Below are 13,227 nucleotides of genomic sequence, written 5' to 3'. Positions count from 1 at the left end.
GAGAAACGATGGCAGACATTTTAACGATAGGCGAAATCCTCGTAGAAGTAATGGCGAAAGATGTAAATCAAACCTTTGATCAAACGGGAGAATTTGTGGGCCCTTTTGCTAGTGGAGCCCCAGCGATTTTTATCAATCAAGCTGCAAAAACAGGCAGTTCCGCAGGCATTATATCCACCATTGGTGAGGATGCGTTCGGCGAATTAAATTATAAAAAATTGAGTGACGATGGAGTGGATATCTCCTTGATTAATAAATCAAAGGAACGCACAACTGGTGTTGCCTTTGTTACTTACAAAGATGGAGGAGACAGGGACTTTATTTTTCATATCCATCATAGTTCAGCGGCCCTAATCGGACCTGAGGATATAAAGAAAAGCGATTTTGAAAACTGTCAGTACTTCCACGTTATGGGGACCTCGCTATTTACTAAGGGTCTCCGGGAAGCTGTTCGAAAAGCAATTGGCTTCTGCCGTGAGACTGGAACAAAGATCAGCTTCGACCCAAATATGAGGAAAGAACTTCTGCATGATCCTGAAATGAAGGAATTTTTACTATTTGTATTAAAGCATACAGACATTTTCCTTCCTGGCAGCGATGAGCTCCTGCTTCTTATGGAAACTAGTGATGAAAAAGAAGCGGTTGCGAAGCTTCTCGAACAAGGTGTCGAATATATTGTCGTAAAAAGAGGAAGCAAGGGCTGCCATGCATATAGTAAGGATCTTGATTTTTCTGTAGAATCTCTGAAAGTTGTTGAAGTCGACCCGACCGGAGCAGGTGACTGTTTTGCAGGGACTCTGATCTCCTGCCTCAACCAGGGAATGGGGCTGCGCCAGTCTGTAATATATGCAAACACAGCTGGTGCACTCGCAGTAACCAAGAAGGGACCTATGGAAGGAAACACAACACTCGAACAGCTTAAAGCATACATTATCTAAAATCGGGGGAAATACTCATGACAATAGTATCTACGAATGAAATGTTTAGCAAAGCATATAAAGAGGGATATGCCGTTCCTGCTTTTAATATACATAACCTTGAAACTTTCCAGGTTGTTGTCGATACAGCCGCGGAATTAAATTCGCCAGTTATTCTTGCAAGCACGCCAGGTACCATCTCTTATTCCGGTGGAGACTATCTTGTTGCAATCGGCAATACAGCTGCAAAGAAATATGACATTCCGATTGCCCTCCATCTTGATCACTTTGAAACGTTTGATGAAATTAAGAAATATATAGACCTAGGCTTTAAGTCGGCGATGATAGATGCCTCTCATCATTCTTACGAAGAAAATATTGCAATTGTAAAGGAAGTCGTTGAATATGCCCACAAGTTTGGTGTTTCTGTAGAAGCGGAATTGGGACGCCTTGGGGGAATCGAGGATGACCTTGTTGTCGATGAAAAGGATGCAAAGTTTACAAACCCAGTTCAGGCCAAGGAGTTTTGCGAATTGACCGGTATTGATTCCCTTGCAGTGGCAATCGGGACAGCACATGGCCTATACAAAGGTGAGCCTAAAATTGATTTTGAGCGGCTTGAAGAAATTCGTTCAGTAGTTGAAATTCCGCTAGTGCTCCATGGCGCATCGGACATCCCTGAAGAAATGGTAAAGCGGACGATAGGACTAGGCGTTTGTAAGGTCAATATTGCAACCGACTTAAAGATTCCTTTTTCGAATGCGGTTAAGAAATACTTTATTGAGAATCCTGACGCGAACGATCCTCGTAAATATATGACTCCAGGAAAAGAAGCAATGAAAAAGGTGGTTATTGACAAAATTCTCATGTGCGGTAGTAACGGTAAAGCATGATTACAACGATTACCTTAAATCCCTCGATTGACAGGCGGTACTTTATTCAAGATTTTAGGACGGGACAGATGTTCCGGACTACTGAGTATGAAGATACCGCCGGTGGAAAGGGATTAAACGTAACGAGGGTTGTTCATCTTCTTGGTTCCCCAGTTATTGCGACTGGACTTCTTGGTGGCAAAAGCGGAGAAAGTTTAGAAGAAAAATTAAATCAGTCAGGCATTACCCATAGTTTTCTTAAAATAAATGGAGAAACAAGAACCTGCATAGCCATCTTATCAGGTGCGGAACAGACAGAAGTCCTTGAGCCAGGCCCATATGTGGCTGAGCGCGAAGTGGATACGTTTCGGATGCATTACGATAAATTGCTGGAGAGAGCAAGCGTGGTCGTTGCTTCTGGCAGTATGATGCGAGGGATGCCTGTAACTTTATACAGGGATTTGATTAACAAGTCAAAAGAGAAAGGAATACCTTTTCTCCTTGACACAAGCGGTCAAGCACTTATGGAAGCCATCGAAGCAGGCCCTAGCTTTATTAAACCCAATAAAGAAGAGCTGGAAGCCGCTTCGGGAATATTACTAAAAGATGATCAAGATATGATTCGGGCAGTGGATACCCTTTTTAGAGGAAAAGTTGAAACGGTAATGGTCTCCTTGGGTGGTAATGGTGCTCTCTTCCTCCATGAAGGGAGTTACTATAGAGTAAGAATTCCAAAGGTTTTGGTTAAAAATCCTGTGGGATCAGGTGACAGCACAGTCGCCGGATACGCCGTCGGATTAGAAAGAGAATACAGCTTCGAGAAAAGAATTGCACTCGCAGTAGCCAGCGGAACAGCCAACGCAATGGAAGAAGCAACCGGCCACGTCAACCCGGACCAAGTAGTGAATCTGATGAAACAAATAACCGTTGAAAAAATGTAGTGGATTTTTAGGGACCTTTTGGGGGTCAGACCCCTGTCGTGGACTTTTTGATGATTTGTCCGCGTGAGATGGACGAAATAAGAAAGGCCGCTGGTGATTGAGTTCACCAAGCGGTCTTTTTTGTGTTTAGGTATGAAAAGGTTAAAAGGTTCTGGAAATGTATAGAAAGGAGGATTAGGATGTGATGAGTATGCGTGGACATTCTATGGAGTCAGAATATAAGTTTTGCAACCGGTACTTCACTCCTCCAAGAATTCATTTTGAGGTGCAAATTGAAAACCGTCATTAAAGCCGACGTAGTGTTCTCTTTTTTTATGTCAGCAACTATTTCCAGAACATTTATACTTCGGCATATTTTTACAAGAAATTAATAGTAGATTAATAATAAAACTATACAATTTGATAGAAAAGGTAGATAAGTAACATGAGTAATTGCTATAAATTGGCATAATGATTTATGCACCAAAGTTTGTTTGCAAGCCTTTACTTAAGGAAAAAGATGACTTAAACTAAAAATGGTGAATTTAAGCAAAATTGGAATTAATCGAAATTAGGTATAAAAGTCAATAAAAGGGCGAATTCTCTTTTGAAAATAAAGAGTCGCAGAGTTTGACTTTTTTCACCAAATACTTAATTGACATTAGTAATAGGAGAGGGTGTACATAAAAGACATGGGATTTTAGGGTACATCCTTTTTTTTGAGGTGTAAAATTTGTGGCGCGATACCATTTAGGTTTACCTATGGTATTTTCAATAATATTAAATAGTAGAAATAGGGGGAGATAGAGTAGTACTAGACTTGATGATTTAAAGGGTTAACTGGAACAATGTAAAAAATCATGTGTTGAATCAGCGTAATTAAGCTCTTGAATTCAAGGACGGTCATGCTAACTGTCCAACAGATTGCAATTTCATGTACTGAACTAAATACAGTTCTTCTAATGATTTACAAGATTTTAAACAGGGGTTCAGAAGAAAGTTATAGTCGTATAGTGGTAAGCGCGCTGCTTCAGGAAATTATTATTCTTGGTCTATCAATCGGGTTTTAGATTTTAAGATTACTTAGGTAATAGACTTTGCATTGATTTTACCCAGAAACAAAAAAGATAAACATGACAAACGCAATTCCACACATGAGATTTATAATACGATCCAAAAGGGAGAGAAATATGAGACCTAGATTAAAAAAGAAACTTTTACCGATCATACTAGTATTTAGTTTGGTATTTTCCAGCTTCCTGGCTAATTTTGCGCCTGTTGTAAGCGCGGCAGAAGCAGCGTTTACTAATCTAATTATTTCTCAATACGTTGAGCCGGATGGTGGAAACGGTAAAGTTCTAGAAATCTATAATGGAACCGCAAATACCGTTAACCTATCCGAGTATACGCTTGAAGCATATACTAATGGAAATCCAACTGGACCTTCAACATATTCTTTAACTGGTGAATTGCAAGCGGGTAAAACAGCTGTTGTTTATAACCCTGCGCTAGATACAGAAGCAGATAGAAATTATCAAGCTTTTAAAGCAGTTAAGGATTCAGCAACAGCTGGAACTATATTCCTTAGTACAACTCGTGTGACCCAGTTTAATGGTAATGATCCTATCGTTTTAAAACATAGCGGAAATGTCATTGATTCCATTGGTAAACTAGGTTCTGCTGATAACTATGCTCTTAATGCAAATCTTATTAGAGAGTCTTCGGTAGTAGTTGGTGACACAAATACAAGTGATGATTTCACAATGGACGGCCAATGGTTTAAATTAGCCGCAAACACTTATGATGGTTTAGGTTCTCACCCGAATGACAACTTGAAACCAGAACCACCGAAAGACCAGCCAATTAAAATTGCAGATGCTCGTAAAGCAGCTTTAAACAGTACTGTAACAATTGAGGGAATCGCAACTTCCCATACTGGCCTTTGGGGCGGGGACTCATTCTATATGCAGGATGATACTGCAGGTATGTTTATCTATAATAGTCCGCAAAATGTTAAACCGGGTGACAAAGTAAAATTAACCGGTGAATTGATTACATACCAAGGTGAGCTTGAGGTTAAACCAACAAGTCTTGTTATTGTTTCCTCGGGTAATCCTCTTCCAGCAGCACAGTCTGTAAAATCAGTAGATGATTCTACACAAGCTGAATTGCTTAAGTTGGAAAATGTGGAAATCACTGAATTGACTAAAGATGGCTATGGGACTGTTCTTTTCAATGCATTGTTTGAAAGCGGAGAAAAAGTCAGGGTTATCCATGACAATCGTACAGGATCCAATTATGACGAATTCGTTAAGCATTATAAAGAAGGCGACAAAGTCCATATAGTTGGACTTGGATCTATTAATGATGGCGGATTCCACTTAAAGACTACTGGTCTAGATAGCTATGATTTGGTTAACAAGCCTGCCGTTTATGCAACTCAAACACAAGGTGTTGTTCCAGCTGGCACGAAGATTGAATTGAATTCAGGCGTTGAAGGCGCAGAAATTCATTACACAACAGATGGTACAACTCCAACTGTAGAAAGCACAAAATATGTTGAGCCGATCGCATTGCAAACAGGCGAGACTACTATTAAAGCCATTGCGGTTACAAACGGTACTGCAAGTGAAGTATTCAGCTTTACGTATAAAATCCTTGATACTACTGGCGCTAAAATCCATGATATCCAAGGAAAAGGACATGTTTCCGACTTTGCTGGAGCTTCTGTTACGAACATTACTGGTATTGTAACTCACGTATTCGGTTCAAGCAGTTTTGTTATGCAAGATGCTACAGGTGATAACGATCCTGCTACTTCAGAAGCAATTGAAGTAAGCAAATCCGCTCATGGCGTTGCTGTTGGTGACCAAGTATCTGTAAACGGAACTGTTACAGAATCTGGCGGTGGTGCTAACCTTTCAACAACACGGATTTCCGCAACTGCTGTTACAAAAACAAGTGACACTAAAGCGGAACTGCCTGCACCACTTGTTGTCGGAAAAGATATTACTCCTCCAAACAAGGTCATTGACAATGATATGATGCAATCATTTGATCCAGCAGAAGATGGCATCGACTTCTGGGAGTCCGTTGAATACATGCGCGTTTCCTTCCCGGATGCCCTTGTCGTTGGACCTCCATACAATAGGGATGTTCCAATCATTGTAGAAAGCACGACAAATAACGAATTGAATTCACTCGGCGGATTGAATATCGCAGCTGATGATTACAATCCTGAAAAAGTATTCCTGGACAATGCTGGCGAGGATTTCCGTTCCGGCGACCGTTTTGATGGCGATGTTATCGGTATCCTTACGTATTCAAGCGCTGGCTATCAGGTAGTTGCTGACAAAACTCTAGGTTTGCCGACTTTAATCAAAACAGAATTGAAACAAGAAGTTACTCATATTGAAAAAGCAGATGGAAAACTGACTGTCGCTTCTTACAATGTCGAAAACTTCTCTAATAACACATCAAACACACCTGATGCAAAGGTTGCTAAGATTGCAAAGACCTTTGTTGCAAATATGAAGTCACCAGACATTATCACTCTAGTGGAAGTACAGGATAATGATGGCGAAACAAATTCCGGCAATGCCGATGCTTCACAAAGCTATCAGCGTTTAATTAATGCAATTGTTGCTGCAGGCGGACCGACTTATAAATGGACCGATGTTGAGCCTGTAAACAACACAAGCGGCGGAGCTCCTGGCGGCAATATCCGTGTTGGGTACTTGTACAACCCTGAACGTGTATCTTTGGTTCCAGGAACTAGAGGCGGAGGTACAGAGGCTAATGCCTGGACAGCAAACGGAAACTTAACGCTTAACCCTGGATTTGTTAACCCTTCTGTATACTCGGATACTCGTAAACCGATTGCCGCAGAATTCGAATTCCAAGGCGAGCGAGTTGTAGTAATTGGTGCCCACTTGAATTCAAAAGGCGGAGACCAATCACTGTGGGGCTCAAATCAGCCTCCTGAATTAGGTTCTGAAGCTGAACGGATAAAATTGGCAACAGAAATCAATAATTTTATAAAAGCAGGTCTTGCAAAAAATCCTGCACTGAATGTTGTTGTTGCTGGAGACATTAATGATTTTGAATTCACACCGGCTCTCAAAGCTTTAAAGGGCAATGTTCTAACAAACATGGTTGATAAAGTTCCTGCTGCAGATCGTTTCTCTTACTTCTTCCAAGGAAACAACCAGGTTCTAGATCATATTTTAGTATCAAATAATCTAGTTCATGCTACTAAAGCTGATATGATCCATATCAATGCAAACTTCACTGAAGCACAAGGACAAGCATCTGACCATGACCCTGTGTTAGTTCAGATTGACTTAGCTGATAAATATGATTTAACAATTATGCATACGAATGACACGCATGCAGCTTTGGATAATATGCCAAAGACAGTTACGGCATTAAAAGATGCAAGAAAAACGTATCCTGATTCACTTCTTCTTCATGCGGGGGATGCCTTCACAGGAACATTGTACTTCAATGAATTCCAGGGTAAAGCTGACCTGGCTTTGATGAACTTAATGGGCTTTGACGCCATGACGTTTGGGAACCATGAATTTGATCTAGGTTCTTCACAAGAAGGGCATCAAGCATTGGCTGACTTTATTAAAGGGGCACAGTTCCCTTTTGTAAGTGCAAACGTAGATTTCTCTAAAGATAGCAAATTCGATGGCATCTTCAATGATTCTATTGAAACAGCTTTTGAAAACGGCGAAATTTACAATGGCATCATTAAAGAGGTGAACGGCGAGAAAGTTGGTATCTTCGGCCTGACAACAGAAGAAACCGCTGATATTTCAAGCCCTGGCTCCATTGAGTTCGAAAACTACCTTGCTGAAGCTGAAAAAGCTGTAGAAGCTCTTGAAGCAAAAGGCGTTAACCGAATTGTGGCTTTGACTCATATTGGTTACGATGATGCTGCAGCAGTCGATAATGACCTGGAGCTTGCTAAACAAGTAGAAGGCATTGACGTGATTGTTGGCGGGCATACGCATACTGCATTGGCAAAACCAACTGTGGTGGATCCAAATGGAACTCCTACCGTTATCGTTCAAACGGGCAACTCCAATGGCAACCTTGGCGTTTTGAATGTTGAATTTAATGATAATGGGTTAGTAACGTCCCATAATGGCCAATTAATTGAAATTAAATCTCAAGCTGCTGATGCTGAGGCAACGGCAATTCTTAAACCATATCAAGAAAAAGTTAACGCTGTTTCCCAGGAAGAAATCGGTGTAACAACTGAAAAAGCACTGGAAACTCCACGTACAAACGGCGATAATACAAAACCAAGTGTACGTAAAAACGAAACAATTCTTGGTAACCTGATTACAGATGCAATGCTAGAAAAAGCAAAATCCTTCACTGGCAAAAACGTAATCATGGCGCTTCAAAACGGCGGCGGTATTCGTGCAGCCATTCCTGCTGGGCCAATCACTGTCGGCGAGGTTATTACTGTACTTCCATTCAACAATACTCTTGCTACGATGGAAGTAACAGGTGCTGAGCTGAAGGCAGCTTTCGAAGTTTCTGTTGGTTCATACCCTGCAGAAAACGGTGGATTCCTGCATGTAGCCGGCGGTAAGGTGAAATTTGATTCTACACAACCGAAAGGTAATCGTGTAGTATCCGTATCTTATCTTGATGCAAATGGAAAGTATGTAAAAGTTCAGGATGACGTGAAGTACACGATCGCAACAAACGCTTTTACAGCTAAAGGCGGCGATGGCTATGATGTTTTTGCAAAAGCCTATTCAGAAGGCCGTGTGACAGACCTTGGCTTATCTGATTGGGAAAACTTCCGCGACCATTTGGTAAGTATTGGTTCTGAAGGAATCCCGACTGAAACTGAGCGCAGAATCGTTGATGTTGTAGGCGAATATGACTTAACCGTCATGCATACAAACGATATTCATTCGGCCCTTGACAATATGCCGAAGACAGTAACTGCTGTAAAAGAAGTTAGGCAGCAAAGTGCTAACTCACTTCTTCTTCATGCAGGTGACCAGTTTACAGGTACCTTGTATTTCAATGAATTCCTTGGTGCTGCTGATTTAGCAATTTTGAAGTTGATGGGCTTTGATGCAATGACTTTCGGCAACCATGAATTTGATCTAGGTTCTTCAAATGATGGCCATCAAAAATTGGCTGATTTTATCAAGGGAGCCAACTTCCCGTTCGTAAGTGCAAACGTCGATTTCTCTAAAGACACCAAATTCGAAGGAATATTCAATGATTCTATCGAAGCAGCCTACGAAAATGGTGAAATTTACAATGGAATCATCAAGGATGTCAATGGTGAGGAAGTCGGTATCTTGGGTTTAACAACTGAGGAAACAAAAGATATTTCCAGCCCTGGAGACATTACGTTCGAAAATTATCTGACAGCAGCTAAAGAAGCTGTAGCATCTCTTGAAGCACAGGGCGTCAACAAAATCATCGCATTGACTCACATTGGTTATGACGACAATGCAGCTGTAGATAATGACCTGCTTCTTGCTGAAAAAGTTGAAGGTATTGACGTAATTGTAGGCGGACATAGCCATACTGCACTGAAAGAAGCAAAAGTAGTTGCAGCGGATGAAACCCCTACAGTAATCGTTCAAACAGGCAATGCCAATGCTAACCTTGGCGTACTCGATGTAACATTTGACAACAATGGTGTTGTGGTTGAAAACAATGGCCGCCTGATTGAGATCAAATCACAAACTGCTGATCCAGAAACAGTTGAAGCGTTGGCACCATATAAAGAAAAAGTTGAGGAAATTTCAAATAAAGAAATCGGAGTAGATGCTCCAGTTGCCCTGGAAAATCCACGTACAAATGGTGATGATACAAAGCCAAGTGTACGTAAAAACGAAACAATCCTTGGTAACTTGATTACCGACGGTATGCTTGAAAAAGCCAGAGAATTCACAAAGAAAGACATCATCATGGCCCTTCAAAATGGCGGTGGAATCCGTGCCGCAATCGATGCTGGCCCAATCACTGTCGGTGAAGTAATTGGCGTTCTGCCATTTGGCAACACGCTTGCAACCATGGATGTAACAGGAGCCGAACTTAAGCAGGCATTTGAAACATCTTTAAGCAGATATCCAGGTGAAAACGGCGGATTCTTGCATATTGCTGGCGGTAAAGTCGAATTCGATTCTACGAAACCAGCCGGTGAGCGCGTTGTTGCTGTTTGGTATCTTGATGCAAACGGCGAGTATGTGAAACTTCAAGATGAAGTCAAATACACTGTTGCAACAAACGCCTTCACAGCTAAAGGCGGCGACGGCTATGACGTATTCGCAAAAGCGTATGCAGAAGGCCGTGTAACAGACCTAGGTCTTTCCGATTGGGAAAACTTCCGTGACCATCTAGTAAACATCGGCAGCGAAGGCATCCCTACTAAAGTTGAGGGCCGAATTGTTGATGTAAGTGTGGACCCAGGTGAAGATCCAGGCGAAGATCCAGGCGAAGACCCAGGTGAAGACCCAGGTGAAGATCCAGGCGAAGACCCAGGTGAAGATCCAGGTGAAAACCCAGGAAACAACCCAGGTGACAATCCAGGTAATAAACCGGGAGAAAACCCAGGCAATAAACCAGGAGAAACTCCAGTCGGAACTCCAGGGAATAAGCCAGGTGAAAAACCAGGTAATAAACCTGGTGAAAAACCAGGCAAAGAAATTAAAGTGCCAGCAGCTAAAGAGGGTAACAAGTATAAAATTGATGAAGAGGCACTTAAAGATCTTGAAGATGGAGCAATAGTAGTTGTTGAAGTTAAAGATAAGAATAATGCAACATTGACACTTACTAAAGACCAAATTCAAGCTTTGAAGGATGCGGGCGCTTCAATTGAAGTGCGAAATGGAAATGTTGATGTACTAATTCCAGCTTCTATCCTTCCATTAGTAGAAAACCTGGATATTAAAGTGAAGAAAATGGATGTAAAAGGTTCACTGGGAGTTTACGATTTTACAATTGAAGCAGATGGCAAATCATACCATGAATTCAACGGTAAAGTTAAACTTACATTCAAAGTTGATCCGAAACAAATTAAAAATCCTAACAATGTAAAAGTTTATTATTGGAATGAAGAAGAAGGAAAATGGGAACTGATTGGCGGAGAATACAAAAATGGTGAAGTATCTGTATATACTGATCACTTCAGTACGTTTGGGGTATTCGAGACAGCACCAACTTCTTCCATGGTCCCAACTCATCAACTTCCTGACACTGCAACAAACAACTTTAACATTGTACTTGCTGGGTTCATGTTACTTCTCTTAGGTGGGGTTTTATACTTCATTCAAAGAAGAAAAACCAGCTCAAATTAATAAGTAATTAATGGAAGAAGGCGTGCCCAATTTGGTGCACGCCTTTTTCTGTTAATGTCCAGACACAAAAAAGAAGCAGAGCGGACTCTGCTTCTTTAATTTGGCATTTGGCAAATGGAGAACCGCTCCCGACTAACGCAACCGATTAGCGGGAATGGCAAACCGGAGAAGCCTACTTGGTCTTTTTTGGTTTTTTGCGTTTGCGAATTTTGAATTTCTTGATTCGAATTCCGCGGATTGGCATCCATTTGATTTCCTTCTCTCGGACAAAACGGAAGACCAGGAATACGATGTACATGGCAAGTGCGATCCAGAAGAAGACTGGTATGCTTTCCAGTTTTACTTTTGCGGCCCAATACATCATATAGAAGATAAAGGCTGTAATAATGACGCCGTACCGTGGTAACGGGATTTTTTTGAAGCTTGGAATTTTAAGTGTACTGGCCATCAAATAACATAAAAGAATGTAAATAATTGCAAACAAGAGAACTGGGATACTGTTGTGAAACAAAATCAAAAACGTTACAAGGCCGCCGGCAAATGTGATTGGAACCCCCTGAAAATGGTTCAATGACACGTCGGACTGAGTCAGATTGAACCGCGCGAGCCTGTAGGCGCCGAATAATGGGAAAGCCCCGGCTAGAACGAGGCCAGTCATACCGAAATCAGCGAAGTACGTATTAATCGCCAAATACGCTGGCACCACACCAAAGGACACGATGTCCGCAAGTGAGTCCAATTCTTTCCCGAATTCATTGGATACGCCGAGAATCCGCGCAACCCTTCCATCCAATGCATCGAGCATCATCGCGATAAAAATCAGGATCGTCGCGTTTCTAATATCCCCGTGCATGATATACCCAATCGCAAGGAACCCGCAGAAAAGGTTTCCGAAAGTCAGTGCGTTGGGGATGAATCGTTTTTTTGACATGGTTGTCACCCTCTAGTTAAAGTACTTTCATTTTATCATTGAATTACTCATTTACCACCTTGAATATGCAGGAGAAACATTGTTATGCTTCATGTAATTATGTAGTATGGACTCTTTATTCATTTCCTTATCACGTATTGCTAAACATCCTAAATTCTTCTTAATGTTTCTATCCCCTTACAGCCCCTGAACAAACCCCACGCTTGACTTTATTATAACAGGTTTCAGAAACTGTTCACCTTCAAAAATAAAAGAAGAGGGCACCTGCTTCTTTTATTTTGCCCTCCTCTTTGACGGAACCAGCCTGAACATGGATACAGGCGCAGGTACGCTTATGCTGGATAATCTGAGCATCGAAGAGATTCCTCCAGGCCTGGCCTATAATAATTTCAGCATTTCAAAAAAATGAAGACTAAGAAGTAAAAAATCGTGCGGACCCGTCAAATTGATGGATCCGCACGTGCTATTTTAGGGTACTATTTTTATAGAAGAGGGAGTGTGTTTAAAATGGCTAGAGTTGTTTTTGTAACAGGAGCTAACCGTGGACTTGGCCTTGGATTGGTCCGACGGTTGTTGGAAAAGGACTGCATGGTGTTTGCAGGAATTAGGGCTGAAGCTTCATCTGAATTGGAGCAACTGAAAGCTGCATATTCTAATCATCTGGAAATCGTTGCAATCGATGTGACCGACAGTAAAAGTATTGATGAGGCCAAAGTCCGGGTTGAAGCGAAATCTAGTAAACTTGACTGGCTGATTAATAACGCGGCAATCCTTGGGGATACCAGAGCGACCGTTCTTGACAACATGGATTTTGGAGACATGATGAGTGTATTCGATACGAATACGCTGGGGCCATTGCGTGTTGCCAATGTCTTTCTTCCTCTGCTTTTAAAAAGCAAAACCAAGCTTATTGTAAACATCTCATCCGAAGCAGGAAGCATAGCAGATTGCCATCGGATTAGCAACTTCGGGTACTGCATGTCCAAAGCTGCACTTAATATGCAATCTGCATTAGTACATAATCATTTGAAGGAATATGGAGGAGGCGTTCTGATCTTTCATCCTGGCTGGGTCCAAACGTATATGCAGGGGAAACTGGATACAGCCGCACCACTAACCGCCGACGAATCCGCCAGCAAGCTCGTTGCGCTCGCAGAACAATATGAATATGTAAGAGAAGCCAAGCCCCTATTTCTGGATTACCTCGGAAATCGGCTGCAGTGGTAAAAGTGTTGAAAT

Annotated in this window: 6 protein-coding genes; 5 read left to right on the top strand and 1 reads right to left on the bottom strand. The window is 41.6% G+C overall.

From position 1 onward, the window contains the following. The first annotated feature begins 8 nt into the window (after positions 1–8). The 4 genes from TY16_RS06430 to TY16_RS26850 all read left to right on the top strand — a co-directional run bounded on the left by TY16_RS06430 (position 9) and on the right by TY16_RS26850 (position 11,057). A complete protein-coding gene (locus tag TY16_RS06430; protein WP_043930994.1) occupies positions 9–938 on the top strand; it encodes a sugar kinase in 930 nt (309 codons plus the stop codon). Positions 939–955: 17 nt separating this feature from the next. After that, a complete protein-coding gene (locus TY16_RS06425; protein ID WP_043930993.1) occupies positions 956–1,810 on the top strand; it encodes a tagatose bisphosphate family class II aldolase in 855 nt (284 codons plus the stop codon). Next, positions 1,807–2,730 (top strand): 1-phosphofructokinase family hexose kinase, encoded by a 924-nt coding sequence (locus TY16_RS06420; RefSeq protein WP_043930992.1) that lies wholly within the window; start codon positions 1,807–1,809, stop codon positions 2,728–2,730. The genes TY16_RS06425 and TY16_RS06420 overlap by 4 nt, the downstream gene beginning before the upstream one ends. Positions 2,731–3,899: 1,169 nt before the next feature. Next, positions 3,900–11,057: a 5'-nucleotidase C-terminal domain-containing protein gene (locus TY16_RS26850; protein ID WP_052342620.1), complete on the top strand. Its 7,158-nt coding sequence runs from the start codon at positions 3,900–3,902 to the stop codon at positions 11,055–11,057. Positions 11,058–11,229: 172 nt separating this feature from the next. Here TY16_RS26850 and pssA read toward each other — a convergent pair whose 3' ends face one another. Continuing rightward, positions 11,230–11,988: a CDP-diacylglycerol--serine O-phosphatidyltransferase gene (gene pssA / locus TY16_RS06405; RefSeq protein WP_043930991.1), complete on the bottom strand. Its 759-nt coding sequence runs from the start codon at positions 11,986–11,988 to the stop codon at positions 11,230–11,232. Between the two features lie 507 nt (positions 11,989–12,495). On the opposite strand from pssA, the gene TY16_RS06400 reads away from it, so the two are divergent. Continuing rightward, positions 12,496–13,215, top strand: coding sequence for an SDR family NAD(P)-dependent oxidoreductase (locus TY16_RS06400; protein WP_043930990.1), 720 nt, complete (start codon positions 12,496–12,498; stop codon positions 13,213–13,215). Positions 13,216–13,227: the final 12 nt, after the last annotated feature.

Source organism: Bacillus sp. EB01 (assembly GCF_000613125.1).
In the GTDB taxonomy this organism is placed as follows: domain Bacteria; phylum Bacillota; class Bacilli; order Bacillales; family Cytobacillaceae; genus Bacillus_D.
The sequence above is the reverse complement of the archived record's forward strand: the minus strand, read 5'-3'. Positions and strand labels throughout refer to the sequence as shown.

Bases quoted from the DNA above. Each gene is read 5' to 3' on its own strand.
- TY16_RS06430 (WP_043930994.1), top strand. From the start codon at position 9: ATGGCAGACATTTTAACGATAGGCGAAATCCTCGTAGAAGTAATGGCG.
- TY16_RS06425 (WP_043930993.1), top strand. From the start codon at position 956: ATGACAATAGTATCTACGAATGAAATGTTTAGCAAAGCATATAAAGAG.
- TY16_RS06420 (WP_043930992.1), top strand. From the start codon at position 1,807: ATGATTACAACGATTACCTTAAATCCCTCGATTGACAGGCGGTACTTT.
- TY16_RS26850 (WP_052342620.1), top strand. From the start codon at position 3,900: ATGAGACCTAGATTAAAAAAGAAACTTTTACCGATCATACTAGTATTT.
- pssA (WP_043930991.1), bottom strand. From the start codon at position 11,988: ATGTCAAAAAAACGATTCATCCCCAACGCACTGACTTTCGGAAACCTT.
- TY16_RS06400 (WP_043930990.1), top strand. From the start codon at position 12,496: ATGGCTAGAGTTGTTTTTGTAACAGGAGCTAACCGTGGACTTGGCCTT.